The 20,894-nt window shown below is 71.5% G+C and carries 15 protein-coding genes; 4 read left to right on the top strand and 11 right to left on the bottom strand.

The window, feature by feature from the left end; genetic code table 11:
- Nucleotides 1-40: 40 nt before the first annotated feature.
- On the bottom strand, nucleotides 41-1,471 hold the full coding sequence (locus FLW16_RS01690; protein WP_142556840.1) for a M1 family metallopeptidase: 1,431 nt from the start codon (nucleotides 1,469-1,471) through the stop codon (nucleotides 41-43).
- 66 nt (nucleotides 1,472-1,537) lie between these two features.
- Nucleotides 1,538-4,381, bottom strand: coding sequence for a M14 family zinc carboxypeptidase (locus FLW16_RS01685; protein WP_221890838.1), 2,844 nt, complete (start codon nucleotides 4,379-4,381; stop codon nucleotides 1,538-1,540).
- 362 nt (nucleotides 4,382-4,743) lie between these two features.
- Between FLW16_RS01685 and FLW16_RS01680 the strand changes: the two genes are divergently transcribed.
- Nucleotides 4,744-6,708: a serine/threonine-protein kinase gene (locus tag FLW16_RS01680; RefSeq protein WP_142556838.1), complete on the top strand. Its 1,965-nt coding sequence runs from the start codon at nucleotides 4,744-4,746 to the stop codon at nucleotides 6,706-6,708.
- 96 nt (nucleotides 6,709-6,804) lie between these two features.
- A complete protein-coding gene (locus tag FLW16_RS01675) occupies nucleotides 6,805-8,418 on the top strand; it encodes a serine/threonine-protein kinase (protein ID WP_142556836.1) in 1,614 nt (537 codons plus the stop codon).
- A gap of 102 nt (nucleotides 8,419-8,520) precedes the next feature.
- On the opposite strand, the gene FLW16_RS01670 is transcribed toward FLW16_RS01675, so the two are convergent.
- The 3 genes from FLW16_RS01670 to FLW16_RS01660 are packed head-to-tail and all read right to left on the bottom strand — an operon-like array spanning nucleotide 8,521 to nucleotide 10,443.
- Complete coding sequence (locus FLW16_RS01670; RefSeq protein WP_142556834.1) at nucleotides 8,521-9,450, bottom strand: RluA family pseudouridine synthase; 930 nt, start codon at nucleotides 9,448-9,450, stop codon at nucleotides 8,521-8,523.
- Nucleotides 9,443-9,994 (bottom strand): signal peptidase II, encoded by a 552-nt coding sequence (gene lspA, locus FLW16_RS01665; RefSeq protein WP_260614762.1) that lies wholly within the window; start codon nucleotides 9,992-9,994, stop codon nucleotides 9,443-9,445. The genes FLW16_RS01670 and lspA overlap by 8 nt, the downstream gene beginning before the upstream one ends.
- Nucleotides 9,995-10,047: 53 nt before the next feature.
- Nucleotides 10,048-10,443: a TraR/DksA C4-type zinc finger protein gene (locus tag FLW16_RS01660; RefSeq protein ID WP_142556830.1), complete on the bottom strand. Its 396-nt coding sequence runs from the start codon at nucleotides 10,441-10,443 to the stop codon at nucleotides 10,048-10,050.
- 701 nt (nucleotides 10,444-11,144) lie between these two features.
- Here FLW16_RS01660 and ileS point away from each other — a divergent pair.
- The gene (ileS, locus tag FLW16_RS01655) at nucleotides 11,145-14,303 is read left to right on the top strand and encodes an isoleucine--tRNA ligase (protein WP_142556828.1); all 3,159 of its coding nucleotides are present in this window, start codon (nucleotides 11,145-11,147) and stop codon (nucleotides 14,301-14,303) included.
- 101 nt (nucleotides 14,304-14,404) lie between these two features.
- Here the strand turns inward: ileS and FLW16_RS01650 are convergent, their stop codons facing one another.
- Nucleotides 14,405-15,298 (bottom strand): NADP-dependent oxidoreductase, encoded by an 894-nt coding sequence (locus FLW16_RS01650; protein WP_142556826.1) that lies wholly within the window; start codon nucleotides 15,296-15,298, stop codon nucleotides 14,405-14,407.
- 70 nt (nucleotides 15,299-15,368) lie between these two features.
- On the opposite strand from FLW16_RS01650, the gene FLW16_RS01645 reads away from it, so the two are divergent.
- Nucleotides 15,369-15,992: a TetR/AcrR family transcriptional regulator gene (locus tag FLW16_RS01645; protein WP_142556824.1), complete on the top strand. Its 624-nt coding sequence runs from the start codon at nucleotides 15,369-15,371 to the stop codon at nucleotides 15,990-15,992.
- 105 nt (nucleotides 15,993-16,097) lie between these two features.
- On the opposite strand, the gene FLW16_RS01640 is transcribed toward FLW16_RS01645, so the two are convergent.
- The 5 genes from FLW16_RS01640 to FLW16_RS01620 form a co-directional block, all read right to left on the bottom strand.
- On the bottom strand, nucleotides 16,098-18,155 hold the full coding sequence (locus FLW16_RS01640) for a hypothetical protein (protein WP_142556822.1): 2,058 nt from the start codon (nucleotides 18,153-18,155) through the stop codon (nucleotides 16,098-16,100).
- A gap of 46 nt (nucleotides 18,156-18,201) precedes the next feature.
- A complete protein-coding gene (locus tag FLW16_RS01635) occupies nucleotides 18,202-19,065 on the bottom strand; it encodes a DivIVA domain-containing protein (protein ID WP_142556820.1) in 864 nt (287 codons plus the stop codon).
- A gap of 49 nt (nucleotides 19,066-19,114) precedes the next feature.
- Complete coding sequence (locus FLW16_RS01630) at nucleotides 19,115-19,381, bottom strand: YggT family protein (protein WP_396684701.1); 267 nt, start codon at nucleotides 19,379-19,381, stop codon at nucleotides 19,115-19,117.
- A gap of 104 nt (nucleotides 19,382-19,485) precedes the next feature.
- Nucleotides 19,486-20,013, bottom strand: a complete 528-nt coding sequence (locus FLW16_RS01625) for a cell division protein SepF (protein ID WP_142556818.1) — start codon at nucleotides 20,011-20,013, stop codon at nucleotides 19,486-19,488.
- 134 nt (nucleotides 20,014-20,147) lie between these two features.
- On the bottom strand, nucleotides 20,148-20,861 hold the full coding sequence (locus FLW16_RS01620) for a YggS family pyridoxal phosphate-dependent enzyme (protein WP_142556816.1): 714 nt from the start codon (nucleotides 20,859-20,861) through the stop codon (nucleotides 20,148-20,150).
- Nucleotides 20,862-20,894: the final 33 nt, after the last annotated feature.

Here is a 20,894-nt window from a genome sequence, read left to right as displayed (position 1 = left end):
AAGACCGGCGGCTCCCCCGCCGGGGAGCCGCCGGAACGGTTCACCAGGAGGCGGGCTTGCCCTTCTGGAACAGCCACACGTCGAAGAACGCCTTGAGGTCCGTGCCCGAGACCTTCTCCGCCGCCTGGATGAAGTCGGCGGTGCTCGTGTTGCCGTACCGGTGCCGGCCCGCCCAGTCCTTGATCAGCGTGAAGAAGGCGGCGTCGCCGATCTTGCCGCGCAGCGCGTGCAGCGTCATCGCGCCGCGGTTGTACGGCACGTTGCCGAACATGTCCTCGGGGCCGGGGTCGGCCGTGACGACCTGCCAGAACGACGAGGTCGCCGCCCGGCCGTAGTTGCTGGAGCTGTTGAACGTCTGCTGCGCGGTCGCGCCGCCGGTGTGCTCGGTCCACAGCCAGGTCGCGTACGTCGCGAAGCCCTCGTTCAGCCAGATGTCGGACCACTTGCCGACACTCACGCTGTCGCCGTACCACTGGTGCGCGAGCTCGTGCGCCATCGTGCCGACGCTGGGCGCGCTGGAGAAGATCGGCTTGGTCTGGCTCTCCAGGGCGTAGCCGACGTCCGGGGCGCGGTCGATGATGGCGCCCGCCTGGTTGAAGGGGTACGGCCCGAAGATCGAGGAGAAGTAGTCCAGGATGTCGGGGATCCGGGCGACGGCCGCGGCCGACTGGGTCACCAGGCGCGGGTCCACCGCCGTGTAGACCGGGATGCCGCCGGGCGTGGTCGTCTCGTTGACGACGAAGTTCCCCAGGGTCACCGTGGCGAGATAGGTCGCCATCGGCTCGGCCGAGTCCCAGACGAACGTCGTCGTGCCGTTCGCGGTCGTCTTCGACACCAGGCGGCCGTTGCCGACCACCGTGACGCCCTCGGGGACCGTCGCGCGGAAGGTGAACGTCGCCTTGTCCACAGGGCTGTCGTTGGCCGGCAGCCACGCCGGCGCGCCCTGCGGCTCGCCCGGTACGAAGGCGCCGTCGTCCGTCGGCACCCAGCCCTCGATGGAGCCGTCGGGGTCGGTGACGACCGGCGGCGTCCCGGCGTACGTCACCGTGACCGTGAAGGTCTCCCCGGTCTTGAGCTTCGGCCGCGGGGTGACGACGAGCTCCTGCCCGTCCCGCCGGTAGGCGGCCGGGTGCTTGCCCACCTTCAGCGACGTGATCTGCGGGCCGCGGAAGTCCAGGTCGAACCGGTCGAGGTCCTGGGTGGCGGCCGCGGTGATCACCGTCGTGGCGTCCATGACCTTGGTCGCGGGGTCGTAGGAGAACGTGACGTCGTAGTGCCGCACGTCGTAGCCGCCGTTGCCCTGGTCGGGGAAGTACGGGTCGCCGAGCGAGGGGGCGCCCGCGGAGTAGCGCGGCTCCCCGGGGTCGCCGGGAGCGGCGAGAGCGGTGGTCGCCTGGGTCGCGGTGAGCAGCGCGGCCGCGAGGGCGGCGCCGCCGAGCCGCGCCGCCCGGCGCGAGCGGGACGATGACATGGAAGTCCTTTCATGGGGCCGAGCGGCCGGGGAGGCCGGACGCTCGGCCCGGTTTCCTGCGTGGGATCAGGCGACGACGGAGCGGAGCGGGATGCCCGCCGCGCCGAGGTCGCGGACCAGGTCGCGGACGAACGGGTGCTCGTCGGCGGACAGTCCGTCGGGGTTCGGGATCGTGATGTAGGACGAGCCGTCCGCGGACGCGGTCAGCGCCGTGTCCGTGTAGCGCTGGACCACCGCCTGCGTCCGCGCCAGGTCGGCGTCGGCCACCTGGATGACGATCGGCCGCCACTCCCCGCCGAGGTTCGGCGGCTCCTGCGCCGTCGCCGCGGCGCTGCGCAGGGACTCCGTCTCCGGCTGTGCCGAAGCGATGCGCTGCTTCGCCTGAGGCGACGCGTGCGGAGCGCCGGCCGGGTAGAGCAGCGCGTTGGCGACGAGGTGGATGCCGTTCTCGTTGTACGCCCTGAACAGAGGGTTGTACGCGAACAGCACGGCGTGTCCCGCCCCGGTCGGCTCGTCGACGAGAGAGGCCGTGCCCTTGAGCGCCTCGGCGCCCACCGTGTAGCCGTTGGACCAGAACGTGTCATCCGAGGGGTAGGTGAGCACGTTCACCCCGGTCTGGCTGGGGTTGAGGATCGGGTCGCCGTTGTTGAACTGGAAGTCCTCCGCCGGGCGGCCGAGCGACACCGGGCTGCCCTGGGCCACGTCCACCCGGAAGTGCGAGCCGATGACCTGGTAGCCGGTCGGCTTGGCCTTCTCGGTCGTGGAGGTGAGACCGGCGGCCCTGGCGACCCGGGTGCCCTCGTTGCGCAGCCCGACGTACGTGCCGCCCGCGGCCACCCACTGCTTGAGGTTGGCCAGGCCCTGCGCGGTCAGCCCGCCGTTCGCGCTGCTGCCGTCCGGGACGAGCAGTACGGTCCGCTCGGTGAAGGCCGGGGTGTTGCCGTTGATGTCGGCCGTGGTCACCGGCGTGAGCCCGAGGCCCCAGCGGTCGCCGAGCACGTAGCGGGCCTCGCCGTACGAGCCGGAGGTGGTGGAGACACCGGTGCCGGCGAACAGGCCGACGTCGGGCGTGCGCAGCGCGGCGCCGGAGGCCGGGGCGCTGCCGCCCTCGACCGTCACGCCCAGCGAGCGAGCCAGCTTGTCCAGTTCGCCGCGGTTCATCGCCGTGGCGGGCAGGCTGACGACCCCGGTCCGGTCGTCACGCGTGAGCGGCACGCCCGCGCCGAGCAGCCGGAAGGTCAGCTCGGACGCGGCGGCCGAGTCCATCGGGTAGGAGTACGACCCGCCCCGGGGCGCGGCGGAGGCCACGCCGCCGTCGACGTCCTTGACGAGGTCGGCCTTCGGCGACAGCACGTCGCCGGTGGAGATCGTGTCCACGCCCGCGAGCAGCGGGTTGCTCCACGAGGAGACGTCGTAGAAGTAGGGGAACGGGACGTACGGGTCCTCCCCCATGACCGCCTGGATCCAGTGCTTCTGCGGCTGGTCCATCGGGATCCAGTAGGCCCCCTCGGGGACCGTCACGTCACTGGCCGTCCGGCCGCCGAAGACCCGCGCGGAGGGCACCTTCACGGGCTTGCTCACCCGGTAGACCTCGACGTCCATGCGGCGCAGCCGCTCGACCAGCCGGCGCACGTCGCCGAGCTGCCGGTCGGGCAGCAGGAAGTACGACCGGATCGTGATGTCGGGCACCGGGAACCGGACGGTGTTGGTCGGCTGGACGACCTCGTTCGGCTCCAGGGCGCCGGCGGCCCCCTCGGCGAGCGCGGTCCGCCAGATCGAGTAGTAGCCGTTCAGGACCTCGCGCCGGTTGTCGGCGGCCCAGCCGGTCGTCGCCCACTGGGTGTTGAACTGCTGCTGCACCCGGTCCTCGACCGCCGACGAGCTGCCCTTCTCGAACGTCATCCCGGCGGCGCCGAAGCCCGCGGCCGGGACGCTGTCGCCGTAGCCCATGTAGAACAGGTCGTACGTCGCGTAGTTGAAGTAGCACTCGGTGGTGACCGCGCCGCCGCAGGCGCCGTTGTAGCCGAAGCCCGCCGCGTTCGCCGCGCCGATCCGGTTGATCCAGTTCACCGGCTGGTCGGCGATCTCGTGGTGGATCGGGTCGGCGTTGGGCGGGAAGAAGTACTGCCGCCCGCCCATCTCGTGCGCGTCGACGAAGACCTGCGGCGGATACCGGCGCAGCATCTCGATCTTGCCGTCGGTCTCCGGCTGGGTGCGGGCGAACCAGTCCCGGTTGAGGTCGAAGCCGTACTCGTTCGTCCTGCGGCTCGCGTCGCGGCCGTCCGGGTTCTGGGTCGGCATGATGACCGTGACCAGGTTGTCGTTGCGCTTCGCGACGTCGCAGGACAGGCCGCTCGCCAGCTCGTACAGGGTCTTGAGCGCGGCGTCGGCGCCGCTCTTCTCGCCGCCGTGCACGTTGCCGGCGATCCAGACGATGGCGGGCGAGTCGTCGGCGATGCGCGCCGCCTTGTCGGCCCGCAGCGACCTCGGGTCGCGCAGCGAGCCGATCTGGTCCGCGATCTTCTTGAGCTGCCCGGGGACGATGTTGTGGGAGTCGGACACGATGGCGTACGGCAGGTCCTGGCCGGTCACGCTGTGCGCCACGGTGCCCGTGACCACGCGGTCCGAGGCGCCTCCCACGGCTTCCACGTACTTGTCGATCTCTTCGGTCGTGAGCACCCGGGGCTGTCCCTTGCCCAGCGGGAAGCCGAAGAACTGCTCGGGGGTCGGCACCGTGCCCAGGTGGGCGTTCGGGTCGGTGCTGCACCGTCCGGGCGCTTTGCGGGCGTCGGCCGGGTCGGCCTGCGCGGGGGACGCGGGCGTCAGCGTGAGCGCCGCCGACACCAGGACCGCGGCGCCGAGCGCCATGCCGTAGGGGGATCTTCCGCACAACGTGGTGCGTAACCGCATCTCGCCTCCAGGCGGGGGGACGGGGGATGTCTCGGGGGGAGCACCCGTCCGGGAAACGACAAAGTCACTGCGGACAGTATTAGAAGGGAATAAACCGGACAAGGCGCCGCGAATCATAACCACGCTTCAACGGAAACTGTGAGAAATGGCGTTTCCGCAAGTCAATGTGGGAGCAACTGACCGAATCGTCCTTTTATAACGTCCGATAACAACTGGGCATCGGGTTCGCCCGCGTCAGCGGCGGTCACAGTCCGCCGTCGCGGCGTGCGAGTTCCACCGCCGGCGCACGGTGTCATGAGATCGAAGACGGACGCCCGCATGCCGGGCTGTGGGACCATTCAGGGGGTTTCGAGGAGGACAGGGTGGACGAGGAGCGTCGGGTGGCGGGCAGGTATCACCTGCTCGAACCGATCGGCCGCGGAGGCATGGGCGTGGTCTGGCGTGCCCACGACGACCTGCTCGACCGCACGGTGGCCGTGAAAGAGGTGCTCTACCACCCCACCTCCGAAGAGGACAGGGAGACGTTCAACCGGCGGACCATCCGCGAGGCGCGGGCTGCGGGCCGCATCGACCATCCGAACGTCGTCGTCGTCCATGACGTGATCGAGGAGGACGGCCGCCCCTGGATCGTGATGCAACTCGTGCAGTCGCGGTCGCTGGGCCAGGTGCTGCGCGAGCAGGGCGCCCTCCCGCCCGGCCGGGTCGCCGCGATCGGCCTGCAGGTGCTCGACGCGCTGTGCACCGCGCACGCCGCGGGGGTGCTGCACCGGGACGTCAAGCCGGAGAACGTGCTGCTCAACGGGGAGACCCGGGTGGTGCTGACCGACTTCGGCATCGCGACGATGCCGGAGGAGAACGGGCTGACGATGACCGGCGGCATCATCGGCACCCCCGCGTTCATGCCACCGGAGCGGCTGAACGGCCACCCCGCGACCCCCGAGTCCGACCTGTGGTCGCTCGGCGCGACGCTGTACGCCGCGGTCGAGGGCGGGACCCCCTTCGACCGCAACTCCCCCGTGGCCACGATGGCGGCCATCCTGCACGACGACCCGGCTGTGCCCCAGCGGGCGGGCGCCCTCACGCCGGTGCTCGAAGGCCTGCTGCGCAAGGACCCGGCCAGACGCATGGGCGCGGCCGAGGCCGCCGCCCTGCTCAACGCCGCCATCGCGGCCGGCCCCGGACCCGCCGCCGCCCCCGATCCCCGGAGCATCGGGCCCGAGCCCGGCTCGTGGAGCAGTGCCCCGTCCGGGCCGCCGCGGCCTTCCGCCGGCCCGTGGCCGCAGACCTCCTCCGGCTGGAACAGCATGGACAGCGGGCCGTCCGTCCCGGGACAGCCCGCGCAGCCGGGGCAGCCCGGGTCCTGGAGCCAGAGCCCGGCCGGCCCCGGCGGCGCCGCCTGGCCCGGGGCCGCCGGTCACCCGGGGCCGACCGGCCCCGGCGGCGGCGCGGGCATGGCGGGTTACCCCACAAGTCCGGGCGGCCAAGGAGTCCAGACGGGCCACGCGGGCCCCGGCGGGCCCGCCGTCCCGCCGGGGAGCCACCCCGGCGCGTACCCCGCACCGGGTGCGCGCCCTCCGGGGCGCGGCTCCGCTGCCAAGGTGGCCCTGTTCGTCCTGTTACCGCTGCTGCTCGTGGCCGTCGTCGCGGGCGGCTGGTACGGCTACCGCTCACTGGCCGGCAGCGGGACCGTCGCCGAGGACCTCACGCCCTCGGGGACCGATCCCACCTCTGGCTCCGATCACACGTCGGGGAACACCGAGCCGAGCGCCTCCGGCGAGCCGTCCGCGCCCCCGTCACAGGAGCCGTCGAAGGAGCCGTCGGAGAAGCCGACGGAGGAGCCCTCGGAGGAGCCGTCGCCGGAATCCCCCACGCCGACGACGGGCGCGCTGCCGAAGGGGTGGAGAACCCACCGCGACCCGCTGGGCTTCTCGATCGCCCTGCCCTCCGGCTGGGTCCCGTTCCGAAGGGAGGCCACCCGCGTGCGCTTCCACGATCCGAGCGGGCGCGACTACCTGCAGGTCGACTTCACCCCCTGGGAGACCACCGACCCGGTGGCCGCCCTGCGCACGGTCGAGGCGGCCTCGACCAAGAAGGGCTACCTGCGCGGCTACGAGCGCATCGGCCTGACGTCCAGGAGATACCTCGGTGTTCCCGCCGCGGACTGGGAGTTCACCCACACCACCGACGCAGGCAAGGTGCGGGTGCTCGACCGCGCCTTCAGGCTCGACGACGGCCGTTGCGTCGCCCTCTACTGGCAGGTCGCCGACTCCCGATGGACATCCGGTTTGTCCTACTTCAACGCCTTCGCACGCACCTTCCAGCCATAGTAACGATTTGGTGAAGATCCGCAGGTTGAGGGGGATTTCGTCCCAGAACAGTAATCATGTCGCATGCGTTCGCTCAAGACGGGTAGCGCGACAACCATGGCTGAAGCGCAGACCTCCGAACGTGTAGTGGCAGGACGCTATCGCCTGATCGAGCCGCTGGGGCGGGGCGGCATGGGCACCGTGTGGCGAGCCGTCGACCAGGTGCTCGAACGGGAGGTCGCCGTCAAGGAACTGCTCGCGTCGGCCGAGCTCACCGGTCCGGAGCGGGAGGTCTTCACCATCAGGACCTTCCGCGAGGCCAGGGCGGCCGGGCGGTTGAGCCATCCGAGCGTGGCGGCAGTGTACGACGCCTTCGAGGAGAACGGCTACCCCTGGATCGTCCTCGAACTGATCCCGTCCCGGACGCTGGGATCGGTCATCCGCGAGGAGGGCCCCCTGCCGCCGCGGCGGGTGGCGGAGATCGGGTCCCAGGTGCTGGCCGCACTGCGCCTCGCCCACGCGAACGGGGTGCTGCACCGGGACGTCAAACCCGACAACGTGCTGCTCGCCGACGACGGCCGGGTGGTGCTGACGGACTTCGGCATCGCCGCGATGGAGGACGACTCGCCGGTCACCCGCACCGGCATGCTGATCGGCACCCCGGCGTTCATCGCACCGGAGCGGGCGGCGGGGCAGCAGGCGCAGCGGGCGTCGGACCTGTGGTCGCTCGGAGTGACGCTGTTCATGGCCGTCGAGGGACGCTCGCCGTTCCACCGTGGTCACGCGCTGGCGACGCTGGCCGCGGTCATGTACGAGGAGGCGGGCCCGATGCACCACGCCGGGCCGCTGGCACCGGTGATCGAGGGCCTGCTGATCAAGGACCCGGCCCGCAGGATGACCGCGGACTACGCGGCGCAGCACCTGCACGCCGTGGCCACCGGCCAGGTCACCGACCCGGTCGTGCCGCAGCCGCGGCAGCCGCCCCGGCTCGCCCGGCTGATGCCCATCTTCGACACCGCGCCTTCGGCTCCCGTGTCCATGCCCGTGTCCGCGCCCGTGCCCCTCGGCGAGGGCACCCCGACGCCGGTCCCGGTGCCCGCGTCCGTACCGGTGGGCGGACGCCGCAGGCCCTGGGCGCTGGCGGCGGGCTCCGGGGCGCTCGTCGCGTTCGTCGGACTGGCGGCCGGGGCCGTCGCGTTCGCCACCGCCAGGCTTCCGGCCGACCCGAGGGGGACCGCCGTGGTGAGCACGCCCACGGTGACGGTCTTCGCGACCAGGACCGCCGAACCCAGGAACGCCGAGGCCGCCAAGACCGGCAAGCGGACCGAGAGCCGCGAGGCGGAGAAGACGGCCGCCACCCGCCCGGTGGCGAACACCGGGAACGGCGCCGCCGGCGGGCACCGTACGGAGGATCGCGGCGGGCCCGCGGACAGGTCCGCCGGAAGGCCACCCGAGAAGCCCGGCAGGGGAAAGCCCAACGACAAGCCCACCGGGGCCTCGTCCAAGGGCACGTCCAAGGGCGCGGGCAAGCCCAAGGGCCCCGAGAAGCAGACAGGCAAGGGATCCGGCAAGGGGAAGCCCTCCACGCCCGGGAACGGCGGCGGAAGCGTCAAGCCGTCCCAGGGCAAGGGTGGGGGCCAGGGAAAAGACGAGGGCCAGGAGGCCACCACGGACGACACCGGTGACATCCCCGACGGCTACACCCAGCCGGAGAACGACTGGGATGCCTGACCGCGCCATCACTGCCTGACCGCGCCATCACTGCCTGACCACGTCATCACAGAGCGCCGCAAGGCTGCCACAACGGGCGACCCGGATGCCCGGAGCGCGGCGTCAGCCCTCGTCCGCGAGGATCTCCAGCGCGTTGGCCAGGTCCGCCGGGTAGTCGCTGGTGAAGGTCATCCACTCCCCCGTCGCCGGGTGCTCGAACGACAGCGAGACCGCGTGCAGCCACTGCCGGCCCACTCCGAGGCGGGCGGCGAGGGTGGGGTCGGCGCCGTACAGCAGGTCGCCCACGCACGGATGCCTGAGCGCGGCCATGTGGACCCGGATCTGATGGGTCCTGCCGGTCTCCAGCTTGATGTCGAGCAGCGACGCCGCCCGGAACGCCTCGATCGTGTCGTAGTGCGTGACCGAGTCCTTGCCGCCTGCCACCACCGCGAAGCGCCCGTCGCCCGACGGATGCCGGTCGATCGGGGCGTCCACGGTGCCCCGCAGCGGGTCCATGTGCCCCTGGACGAGCGCGTGGTAACGCTTGTCGACCGTGCGTTCCTTGAACGCCCGCTTGAGGTGCGAGTAGGCCCGCTCGCTCTTGGCGACGACCATGACGCCGGTGGTGTTGGCGTCGAGCCGGTGCACGATGCCCTGCCGCTCGGCCGCGCCGCTCGTGGACACCCGGTGGCCGCCGCCGAGCAGGCCGCCGATCACGGTGGGGCCGGTCCAGCCGACGGTGGGGTGCGCCGCGACGCCGATCGGCTTGCTCACCACGACGACGTCGTCGTCCTCGTACAGGATCGTCATGCCCGGCACGGGCTCGGCGACGGGCATCGGCGCGGCGGGCGGCGGCGGGATCGTGACGTCCAGCCAGGCCCCGGCGTGGACGCGGTCGGACTTCGCCGGGACGGCGCCGTCGACCAGCACGTCCCCCGAGGCGATCAGTTCGGCCGCGCGGGTGCGGGAGAAGCCGAAGAGCCGGGCCAGGGCGGCGTCGAGACGCTCGCCCTCCAGGCCGTCCGGCACGGGCAGGCTGCGCTGGTCACCCATCGGCCCGCTCCCCCGCCGGCTCGCCGGCCTGCTTGTCCGCCTCGCCCTCCGCGTGGTCCTGCGCGTGGTCCTCGGCGGACTCGTCCGTCTGGCGGGTGCCGTCGATCTGGTAGCCGCGCCAGGCGAGGAACACGGCGAGCACGCCGCCGCACACGATGCCCGAGTCGGCGAGGTTGAACACCGGGAACCGGGTGACCGGGAACACCTGGATGAAGTCGACCACATGCCCCTGGAACGGGGCCGGCGACCGGAAGATGCGGTCGGTCAGGTTGCCGACCGCCCCGCCCAGCAGCAGGCCGAGCGTGATCGCCCAGGGCAGGCTGTGCAGCTTCCGCGCCGTACGCACGATCGCGACGACGACGGCCAGCGCGATCACCGTGAACACGATCGTCATGCCGGTGCCGATGCTGAAGGCGGCGCCGGCGTTGCGGATCACGGTCAGCACCAGCGCGCCGGGCACGACGGTGAGAGGCTCCTCGTGCTCAAGGAACTCCACGACGAGGAACTTGCTGACCTGGTCGAGCGCGTACACGACCGCGGCCACGGCGACGAGGAGAGCGATCCTCCGCGCCCGGTTGGGCCGCGCCGGTTCACCGCTCAGCGGCGCTCCTCCCGCTGCTTGCACGCTACGCACAGCGTCGCCCTCGGGAATGCCCGCAGGCGTTCCTTGCCGATCGGCTTGTGGCACGATTCGCACTCTCCGTAAGTCCCTGCCTCGACGCGGGCGATCGCCCGCTCGTTCTGCGCGAGCAGGTCGCGCGCATTCAGGGTAAGGGCGATCTCACGCTCACGCTCATACGTCTTGGCCCCGGCGTCCGCCGGATCGTCCCCCGCGCCCTGGCTCACGTCCCCGGACGCGAGCTGTTCCTCCGCCCGGGCGATGTCGGCGCGCAACTCCTCGATCTCGTGCCGCAGCCGCTCATGGACCTCGGCGAGCTCCTCGTCGGACCAGACGTCGTCACTGGTGGCGGTTCTCGCCGTGCGCGTCGTCATTGCGGGCCTCCCCTTCGCCCAGAACCCTTCGACCCAGGGCACCTTCGCGGCGGGTGCGTTTCGAGCCGGTCCGGGCAGAATAAGTCGCCGATAACGGATCGGCAACGGACTCGCTGCGGCTTTTACCCCACCCGTAACCGGGTGGCGCATTCGGGCAGCTCCTCCTCGTCACCCTCTATTTCGATCATTTTGTCGCGGACGGTGCCACCGGGACCCATGCACCGGTTCCGAGGCGAGGGCCCGCGGGGCCGCCTCCGTCGCCCTTCCGCCGGCCGCCGGTGCCCACCCGCACACCCTCACAACAATCGCGGAGCCTCCGCGTGTTCCTCCCCACGTATTCCCGCGACGAGCCGGGTCTCACCCGGGACGTCACCCGTATATCGGGAAGCCCTTCCGGCCGGGTTGCGTTATCGTCTTAGTCTGCAAGGTGTTGATGGGGACGAGTACCTCCGCATCCGCCCGCTCAGCGACCCGGGGACGGTGTGAGCCCGGGGCGGGCCGCGAAGGGAAGATCACCCCGGAGCCGCCGGAAGAAAGGCCGTCCCGGCCGAGTAGAACCGGCAGCGCAGAGCGAAACGAGAGGGCGTCCGGCACCGGCCGGGCGTCAAGAAGGGTGGTACCGCGGAGCCGTCTACGGCTTCGTCCCTTCACGCCATGTCAGCAGCGCTGTCACAGCCACCGCGTGGAGGTCCCGCCCGACGATGTCTTCCCAATATTTCCGCTCACTTCCCGCGCAGGTCGACCTGCCGGCCCTCGAGCACGAGGTCCTCGAACGCTGGCGGGACGGGAAGGTCTTCGAGCGCTCGCTGGAGCAGAACGCCGACGGCCCCTCCTGGGTGTTCTTCGAGGGCCCGCCCACGGCCAACGGCATGCCCGGGGTGCACCATGTCGAGGCCCGCGTCTTCAAGGACGTCTTCCCCCGCTACAAGTCGATGCGCGGCTACCACGTGCCCCGCAAGGCCGGCTGGGACTGCCACGGCCTGCCCGTCGAGGTCGCCGTCGAGAAGGAACTCGGCCTTTCCGGCAAGCCCGAGATCGAGTCGTACGGCATCGCCGAGTTCAACGCGCGCTGCCGCGAATCGGTGCTGCGGAACGTCGACGCGTTCGAGGAGATGACCGAGCGGATGGGCTACTGGGTCGACATGTCCCAGGCCTACCGCACCATGGACCCCCAGTACGTCGAGGCCGTCTGGTGGTCGCTCAAGGCCATCTGGGACAAGGACCTGCTGTTCCGCGACCACAGGATCACGCCCTACTGCCCCCGGTGCGGCACCGGCCTGTCGGACCATGAGCTCGGCCAGCCCGGCGGCTACGAGACCGTCTCCAGCCCGTCGGTCTACGTGCGCATGCCCGTCGTCTCCGGCCCCTTGGCCGAGATGGGCGCCTCGCTGCTGATCTGGACCACCACTCCCTGGACCCTGGTGTCCAACACCGCGGTCGCCGTGCACCCCGACGTGACGTACGTCGCGGCCCGGCGCGGCGACGAGGTGCTGGTGGTGGCCGAGCCGCTGCTGCGGCGGGTCCTCGGCGAGGACGCCGAGGTGCTGGCCACCTACCGGGGCTCCGAGCTGGAGCACACGGCCTACCGGCGGCCCTTCGACCTGGTGGACATCGAGGGCGCCCACTACGTCGTGCTCGGCACGTACGTCACGGTCGAGGACGGCACCGGCCTGGTCCACCAGGCCCCCGCCTTCGGCGCCGACGACATGGCCGTCTGCAAGCGCTACGGCCTGCCGGTGGTGAACCCGATCGGCCCGGACGGGCGCTTCCTGCCGGACGTGCCGTTCGTGGGCGGCCTGTTCTTCAAGGACGCCGACGAGCCGCTGACGGAGAACCTGCGCGAGCGCGGGCTGCTGTTCCGCGGCGAGCACTTCGAGCACAGCTACCCGCACTGCTGGCGCTGCCACACCCCGCTGCTCTACTACGCGCTCCCGTCCTGGTACATCAGGACCACCGCGATCAAGGACCGGCTCCTCGCCGAGAACGAGCGCACCAACTGGTTCCCGGAGACGATCAAGCACGGCCGGTACGGCGAGTGGCTGCGCAACAACGTCGACTGGGCGCTGTCGCGGTCCCGCTACTGGGGCACCCCGCTGCCGCTGTGGGTCTGCTCGCAGGACGAGGATCACGTCACGTGCGTCGGCTCGCTGAAGGAGCTGGGCGAGCTGGCCGGCCGCGACCTGACCGCGCTGGACCCGCACCGCCCGTTCGTCGACGACGTCACGTTCCCCTGTCCCACCTGCGGGGCGGAGGCACGGCGGGTGCCCGACGTGATCGACGTCTGGTACGACTCGGGCGCCATGCCGTTCGCCCAGTGGGGCGCGCCGCTGGTCAACAAGGACGTCTTCGAGAACTCCTTCCCCGGCCAGTTCATCTGCGAGGCGATCGACCAGACCCGCGGCTGGTTCTACTCGATGATGACCGTCGGCACGCTGGTGTTCGGCCGGTCGTCGTACGAGAACGTGCTCTGCCTCGGCCTGATCCTCGCCGAGGACGGCCGCAAGATGAGCAAGCACCTGGGCAACGTGCTGCGCCCGATGCCGCTCATGGACCAGCACGGCGCCGACGCCCTGCGCTGGTACATGGCCACCTCCGGGTCCCCCTGGGCGCCCCGGCGGATCGGCCACGCCGCGCTGGAGGAGATCGTCCGCAAGGTCCTGCTGACCTACTGGAACACCGCGTCGTTCTTCGCGCTTTACGCCAACGCCGAGTCGTGGTCCCCGGCCCGGACGGCCGAGGCCCCGGCGTACGCCGAGCGGCCGCTGATCGACCGGTGGGCGCTGGCGGAGCTGCACCGCACGGTGGCCGAGGTCACCGCGTCGATGGAGGAGTTCGACACCGCCAGGGCCGGGCGACGGCTCACCGAGTTCCTGGACGACCTGTCCAACTGGTACGTCCGCCGCTCGCGCCGCCGCTTCTGGTCCGGTGAGGCGTCGGCCTTCGCGACGCTGTACGAGTGCCTGGAGACCGTCACCCGGCTCATGGCCCCGCTCGTGCCGTTCCTCACCGACTACCTGTGGGACGTGCTGCGCGACCCGGACGCCCCGGCCTCGGTGCACCTGGCCACCTGGCCGGAGGTGAACGCCGCGCTGCTCGACCCCGAGCTGTCGGAGCGGATGGCGCTGGTGCGACGGCTCGTGGAGCTGGGCCGGTCGGCGCGCGCCTCGTCGTCGGTCAAGACCCGCCAGCCGCTCGGCCGGGCCCTGGTCGGCGCCCCCGGCTGGGCCTCGCTCCCCGGCGAGCTGCGCGACCTGATCGCCGACGAGCTCAACGTGCAGCGGCTGGAGGACCTGTCCGGGTTCTCCGCCGACCTGGTGACGTTCACGGTCAAGCCCAACTTCCGCAGCCTCGGCAAGCGGTTCGGCTCGCAGACCAAGCTCGTCGCCGCGGCCGTGTCCGGCGCCGACGCGGCGGAGCTGGCCCGGGCCCTGCGCTCGGGCGGGTCCGCGACGGTCGAGGCCGGGGAACTGGGCATGGTGGAGCTGGGCGCGGACGACGTGATCGTGACCGAGCAGCCGAAGTCGGGCTGGGCCGTGGAGACCGGCGCGGTGGACACCGGCACCGGCGAGACCGTGGCGCTGGACCTGGCGATCACCGACGAGCTGCGCCGGGCCGGCCTGGTCCGCGACGTGATCCGGCTCGTCCAGGAGGCCCGCAAGTCCACCGGCCTGTCCATCACCGACCGCATCCACCTGTGGTGGTCGGCCGGCGGTGAGCTGGCCGAGGCGCTGCGCGAGGGCGGCGACGCCGTCGCCGACGAGGTGCTGGCGGCGAGCCTCACCGAAGGCGTCCCGGACGAGGACCTCCCGGTCCACGAGGACGCCGACCTCGGCCTGTCCTTCCGCCTGCGCAAGGCCTGATCCCGAAACCGATGGGGCCGGTCGCCGACCGGCCCCATCGGCATGTGTACCGCCCGCAGGCACGTTCGCCGCCGCCAACGTGCGACTGCGCGGGAGACGACTCAGACGACGACGACCCGGCGCCCGCGCGTGTGACCGGCCTGGCTGTCGATGTGCGCCGCCGCGGCCTCGGCGAGCGTGTACGACTTCTCGACCGGAATGTGGAGCTTCCCCCGGGAGATGAGGCCGACGGCCTCGGCGAGCGCTTCCGGCATGCTCCCGGCCACTCCGGAGAACCGGACACCGAGCTCCGGCGCCCCGAGATCGGCGATGGAGATCACCTTCTGCGGATCCCCGGTCAGCTCGACGAGCTCGCGGATCACGCCCGAGCCGGCCAGATCGAGAGCCGCGTCGACATGGCCGAGCTGCCGCACCCGCTCGACCCAGCCCTCGCCGTACGTCGTCGCGACGGCACCCAGGCTACGCAGGTAGTCCTGGTTCGCGGCCCCAGCCGTGCCGATCACCGCAATGCCGCGGTCGCGGGCGATCTGCAGCACCGCCGATCCGACTCCCCCGGACGCACCGCTGACCAGCAGCGTCTGCCCGGGCTGAACACCGACCTGGCGGATGACACGCAGCGCGGTCTCCACCACGGAGGGATACCCGGCCGCCTCTTCGAACGTCAGCCCCTCGGGCATACGGGCCCAGGCCGACAGCACGGCGAACTCGGCATAGGTGCTCGAACCTTCGCCGAACACGTGGTCGCCGATATCGACCCCTTCGACGCCCTCGCCGACCTCGTCCACCACCCCGGAGGCGTCCAGCCCGACTCCGGCGGGCAACTCGATCGGATGGACCTTCTGGAACTGGCCTTCGCGGATCCTCCAGTCGACGGGGTTCACGCCCGCCGCCCGCACGGCGATGCGTACCTGGCCGGGGCCCGCGTGAGGCTCCTCGGCGTCTACCACTTGCAGAACGTCCGGACCGCCGAACTCGGCGAAGCTCACTTTCTTCATGCGGCCGACCGTAGCACTAACCGTTAGCGTTTAAAAACGGTTCTGATTTTGCATCTGATAGCATCAGGGCATGACCGTGCCGTCCGGACGCCGTGAGCGCAAGAAGGCCGCCACCCGCCAGAAGATCGCCGACACCGCCCTGCGGCTCTTCCTGGAACGCGGGTACGACGCCGTGGGCATCCGTGACGTGGCCGCCGAGGCCGACGTGGCCGTCACCACGCTCTTCTCCCACTTCGCCTCGAAAGAGGCCCTGGTGTTCGAGCAGGACCAGGACTTCGAGCAACGCCTCACGCAGGCGGTCGCCGGCCGGGCCCCGCACCAGCCGCTCATCCCCGCGCTGCGCCGCGAGATCCATGCCTTGGTGCGGCATTGCACGGCCGACAGCGCCGCCCCGATCTGGCGCATGGTCGACGAATCGCCCGCCCTGCGGGAGTACGAGGAGTCGATGAGGCTGCGCCACGCGGAGTCGCTGGCCAGAGCCATCGCCGCCGATCTCGATCTGCCGGAGACCACGACCGCCTGCCGGACGATCGCGAGGTTCGTGATCGACGCCTACTCGCTGGCTCGTGAGGCGGCCGATCCGGAGGCCGCGGTGGACGAGATCTTCCGGATGATCGAGGCGGCGTGGGAGGTCGCCTGTCCTTCTGGACATGCGGGAGGAACCGTTCCTCCAGCTAGGACAGGGACGACCTAGCAGGGCCGCCTACGTGACCACGCCGCGGCGGAAACAGCGGCGCACCCCCATCGCGCACCCCCATCGCGCACCGTCAGATGCGGCAGGCAGATGCGGCAGGCCGCGTCAACGGTCGTTCTGGCAGACCGAGCAGGGGGTGAGGCCCGCCTCGTCGGCCTCGGCCCGTGTCATGGTCTCGATGCCCGAGTCGCCCATCCCGCTGATCAAGGGGCAACCGGCCTCGTGGTAGCGCCGGGTGCCGACCATGACCCGCACCGGCGTGTCCCCATCCGCGGACGGCTCCGCCGAGTCAGCGGTGAGATCCTCACCGGTCTCGTCTCCGGACCCGCCGCGGTCCTCGCCGTCCTTGTCCGTGCTGCCGGGACCGGACGTGCTGCCGGGACCGGACGTGGCCGTCTTTGCGGCGCGGGGCGCCGCGGCGGCGCCGTCGCCCTTGCCGGCGCCGTCCTCTTCGTGGGCGGAGCCGGTCTTCTCGCTGCTCTTCTTCGTGCTCTTCTCAGCGGTTCGCTCGGCGGCGGGCGCCGAGCCGGAGGTGGAGCCGGCCGAGGCCGCGGATCCGGCGCGCCCGGATCCGGGGGTCTCTGCCGGCTCCACCGGCTTTGCGGTCCCCGCACGCGGGGGCGTGGGGGCGTCCTCCGGGCGGGACGGCGCTTGCGCGTCCGCGGCGCCGGAGTGGCTCTGGTCGTCACGGGCCTGCTCGTCGTCCGCCCGGGAAGAGGTGGCCTTCTGGGGCGAGGCCGCAGCCGCACCCGGGGCCTTGTCCCCGGCCGCAGGGCCATCGGACTCCCCGTCCTCAGACGACGGGGTTTGCCTCCCCGCCTCCCCGGCCGCCTTTGACCGTGCGGGGTCCCACGGCAGGGGGACCCCGCCGGGCCTGAACCAGTCGTGCTCCGCGGTGTCGGTCAGCGAGTCGTCCGTCTCGTCGTCCTCCCGGCCCGACGCCGATCCTGCCGCCGGCGGAGACCAGGCCGGTGCGGACCATGACGTGGCAGAAGGCCAGGACGGCGCGGAGGATCCGGACGACCCTGCAGACGCGGCGGAGGTGGAAGCGGAAGACGAGGACGGCGGGGTGGAGGGGGTGGGGGCGGCAGGCCGCGGCGCCGTCGTCTCGGCGCCGGACTCCGGCGACGCGCTCCGGCCGAACCAGTCCACCGGCGTGTGCTCGTCGCCCTCGGTCCCGGCATCGGCCTCGGAAGCCGTGTCGCGCGCCGGGCCGTCCTGCTCATCGGCCTCGCCGGCGTCGGTGGTCTTCCCTGACGCCTTCTCCGCCGCCTCACGGGGCTCTTCGCGCGCTTCGTCGTCGGACGGCTTGCCGCCGGAGGGCGTGGACGGGCCGGACGATTCAGGGCCGGACGACTCGGGCAGGCGCGGCCCCGGGACGCCGGGCTGAGGGAACCGCGCGACGGGCGGCTCTCGATCAGCGGGCGTGGGACGGGACGGCTCCCTGCCGGTCGTGCCGGAGGTTCCGGCCGAAGACGTGGTGGTCGTGGGGGCGGCTTCCGCGCGCAGGCTCTCATCGCGAGCCGCGTCGCCGCGGGCCGTGTCGTCACGGAGGGAGGTCTCCTCCGGCTCCGCCGTACGGGTGGAGATCTCGGGGAGACAGGTGGTGCAGGGGGTGAAGCCCTCCTCGCGGGCCTCCTCGTACGTGAGCTCCTCGGTCTCACGCCCGGCGAGCTGGCGGCAGGTGGCCAGATGGAAGCGCTTGCGCCCGGGGATCACCAGAACGATCGCGTCGGGGGCGAGGCCGCGGCCGGAGCCGGCCGGCGGCCGCGTGATCGGTCCCGTCCGCTGGGGTGGCGGGGACGGGAAGGTCTGCGGGGGCAGTGCCCCGTGATGCGTGACCGGCGGTGCCGCCACCATGGGCGTCGCCACCGGATGCGCCGGTGCCCCGGCGAGGGCTCCGCCGTACGCCCCGCTCACGGCACCGATGTGCGCGAGCTGGGGCACGGACGAACCCTGGGGGGTGGGAGCGGTTCCTTCGGCGGCACGCCCACCGGCGGGGAACAGCTCGTGGCGCCTCAGCAGTGCCCCGATCAGCAGACAGACCGCCGACAGCACGCTGACGACGATCGACCACATCACGAGAGGGGGTGTCCCCAGCACGACGCCCGCGATGAGCAGGACGATTGCGGCGAGGACCAGTGCGGCACTGATGAGGATCACGGGGGGTTCTCCGAGCTTTCAGGTCCCTGTGAGGACCCGCAACTGCTTACCGGCGGTCGTTGTGGGGGCCGTCGGGTCCGGGGAAGGCGCCGGAGTGCTGCGAGGGCTCCTGGCCGAACGGGTTGGGGGCGGCGCTCATCTGCTGGGGACCGGGGGCGACGGCGTGGGCCATGGCCGGGGCGGCGCCCACGATCGGGAAGCCTCCGCTGCCCTCACCCGCGACGTTCAGCTCGGCGAGCTGGTTCTCCAGGTACAGCTTGAGACGGCTGCGGTACTCGCGCTCGAAGCTGCGCAGCTCCTCGACCTTGCGCTCCAGCTCGTCGCGGGTCTGCACGAGGGTGCCCATGGCCTGGCGGTGCCGCTCCTGGGCGTCGCGCTCCAGCGTCTCGGCGCGGGCGCGGGCGTCGCCGATGATCTGCTCGGCCTGGCGGCGGGCCTTGCCGAGGATGTCGTCGGCCTCACGCCGGGCGCGGGTCACGGTCTCGTCCGCCTCGCGACGGGCGTCGGCGATCGCCTGGTCGGCCGTCTGCTGGGCGAGGGCGAGCACGCGGGCCGCGGTGTCCATGTTGTCCTCGGCGGGCGGCAGGCCCATGCCGACGGGCACCGGCTCGGGACGGGCCGGCTCCGGAGGCTTGATCGGCTCCGGCTGGGGGGCCATCATCTCGGGCTTGGGCTCGGCCACGGGAGCGGGCGCCATCTGCATCGAGCCGGGCATGCCCATGCCCCCGGGGACCTTGCCCCTGAGGCACTCGGCCAGCTTCGCGCGGAGCTCCTCGTTCTCCTGGATGAGGCGGTCCAGTTCGGCCTCGACCTCGTCGAGGAACGCGTCGACCTCCTCCTCGTCGTACCCCGGCCTCAGCCGGGTGGTACTGAACTGCTTGTTCCGCACATCAGCGGGCGTCAACGGCATTTGGGTCTCCTTGGCGCGCTTGGAGTCTGTCCGGTCGGACGGTACCCGATCAACGAAGCGCGTTCACGACTTGGATCAAGACCAAAACCACAATGAACAGCACTGTGAAGCTCAGGTCAAAGGCCACCGTACCCAACCTGAGGGGCGGAATGAAACGGCGGAGGAACTTGAGAGGCGGGTCGGTCATTGTGTAAACAACCTCCGCCAGCACCAGGACGACCCCGGTGGGCCGCCAGGCGCGGGCGAACGCCTGCACCGTATCTATGATCATTCTGCCGATCAGCAGAACCAGGAAGAGGGTCAGGGCGATGACCAAGATCTCGCTAATGATCCCCACGGTCGAGCCCCGCCTCCCCTCGGTCCAGCCGTCCTCGGGCCGCACGGGCACCGCTCAGCCGGTCACTGTTCATGTATGGAACTCTAGCTCTGGTTGAAGAAGCCGCGTTCCGCGATTCTGGCCTTGTCCTCGGCGGTCACCTCAACGTTGGCGGGGGACAACAGGAACACCTTGTTGGTAACACGTTCGATGCTGCCGTGTAGGCCAAAGACGAGACCTGCCGCGAAATCGACAAGGCGCTTGGCGTCGCTGTCGACCATCTCTGTCAGATTCATGATGACCGGCGTGCCCTCGCGGAAGTGCTCGCCGATCGTCCGCGCCTCGTTGTACGTGCGGGGATGCAGGGTGGTGATGCGCGCCAGATCGGTCGTACGGCGCTCCAGCACGGTTGTGGGGGGACGCGGAGCGGGGACGGCCGTCTCGGTGTCGTCCTCGCGCTCCAGGGGCCCGGAGTGTGTGGCCGAGGGGCCGGCGAAGCCGCGCCGGGGCGACTCGTACTCCTCGTCGCCGTACTCCTCGTCGGTGCCGTACTCTGCCGCGTACCTGTCTTCGTAGCGGTCGTCCTCCACGAGACCGAGGTAGACCGCCATCTTGCGCATCGCGCCGGCCATCGCTCGTCGTCCTCCGCTTTACTGGTGCCTTCAAGGTCCCTTCGGAAGGCCAGGGCGGTAGCCGTACCCCCCTTGGAGCTCACCGCTGATCGACCTCTACCTGAGCGCGGACACCATGGTCCACTTGGGGGACATTACCTGACGAAGGGCTTTCTGCGGCCGAGCAACGCCGTACCGACTCGCAGGTGTGTCGCGCCGTTCGCCACAGCCTGGGGGATATCTCCACTCATCCCGGCCGATATCACATCGGCGGCGGGGTGTTCCTCGCGGACCCGCTCAGCGACGGCCCGCAGCCGGGCGAACGCGGCGGCCGGGTCCTCCCCCAGCGGGGCGACCGCCATGACCCCCCGCAGGCGCAGCCCCTCCGCCTTCGCGACGAGCCCAGCGAGCGCCGGCACCTCCTGCGGCGCGGCGCCGCCCCGCCCGGCATCGCCCTCGCCCGGTGCGGCGTCGAGGGCGACCTGGATGAGGCAGTCCACCTCTCGCTCCGCGCGTACGGCCTCGCGGCTGAGCGCGTCCACCAGACGGGGGCGGTCCACCGAGTGGACCATGTGGGCGTAGGAGGCGACCGAGCGGACCTTGTTCGTCTGTAACTGGCCGATGAAATGCCATGTGAGGCCGAGACCGGCGCACTCGGCCGCCTTGGCCGCCGCCTCCTGGTCGCGATTCTCGCCGACGTGCGACACGCCCAGCTCGGCGAGCAGCCGCACGTCGGAGGCCGGGTAGGTCTTCGTCACCGCGATCAGGGTGATCTCCGACCGCGACCGGCCCGCGGCCCTGCAGGCGTCGTCGATGCGCCGCTCCACCTCGGCCAGCGCCGCGGCCAGCTGCTCGCGCCGGTCACCCACGGACCGTGCCTCCGGCCGTACCAACGTCCAGCG

This window comes from Microbispora sp. KK1-11, from assembly GCF_006874435.1.
Taxonomy (GTDB): domain Bacteria; phylum Actinomycetota; class Actinomycetes; order Streptosporangiales; family Streptosporangiaceae; genus Microbispora; species Microbispora catharanthi.
Note: the sequence above shows the minus strand (reverse complement) of the source record. Positions and strands in the feature narration are given on the sequence as shown.